This is a genomic window from Bacillus sp. LR--39, assembly GCF_053613335.1.
The window spans coordinates 1-550 of sequence record NZ_JBSIOT010001426.1; the positions used below are offsets into that span (position 1 = coordinate 1).

Here is a 550-nt window from a genome sequence, read left to right on the forward strand (position 1 = left end):
TTCCCAAGACGTTTGGCAAGCTGCTCTTGTGTGAGATCTAAGTGTTTCAACAAGGAGTCATATGCCTGAGCCTCTTCAAGCGGAGATAAATCTTCACGCTGAAGATTTTCTAATAAAGCAATTTCCCTCATTAACGCCTCTGATAATTCACGGACAATGGCCGGAACTGTATCTAAACCTGCCAGCTTTGCCGCTCGAAAACGCCGTTCACCCGCAACAATATCATAGCCTTTTAAAGATTTTCTGACGATAAGCGGCTGAAGAATGCCATGCTGCAGCACAGATTCTTTTAGTTCAGCTAATGCCTCGTCATCAAAGTGTTTTCTTGGCTGATAAGGATTAGGGCGTAAATCGGCAATTTTAATTTCTTCAACTGTCTCTTCAGACAAATCTACCTGATTAAATAACGCATTAATCCCTTTTCCAAGGCCTTTAGCCATTCGCAGCCACTTCCTTTGCTAAATCTAAATATACTTCCGCACCTCTTGACCGCGGATCGTATAAAATGATGGGTTTTCCGTGACTCGGTGCCTCACTCAGACGGACATTA

General features: G+C 43.3%; 1 protein-coding gene and 1 pseudogene. Both read right to left on the reverse strand.

The genetic code is table 11. The features are described 5' to 3' along the window. Positions 1-440 (reverse strand): annotated as a pseudogene (gene spo0J, locus ACWHAR_RS30915) (stage 0 sporulation protein Spo0J); the annotation flags it as partial. Continuing rightward, positions 433-550 (reverse strand): ParA family protein (locus tag ACWHAR_RS30920; RefSeq protein WP_452088912.1); only part of this gene is annotated, 118 nt, incomplete at its 5' end. The gene ACWHAR_RS30920 and the pseudogene spo0J, both read right to left, overlap by 8 nt.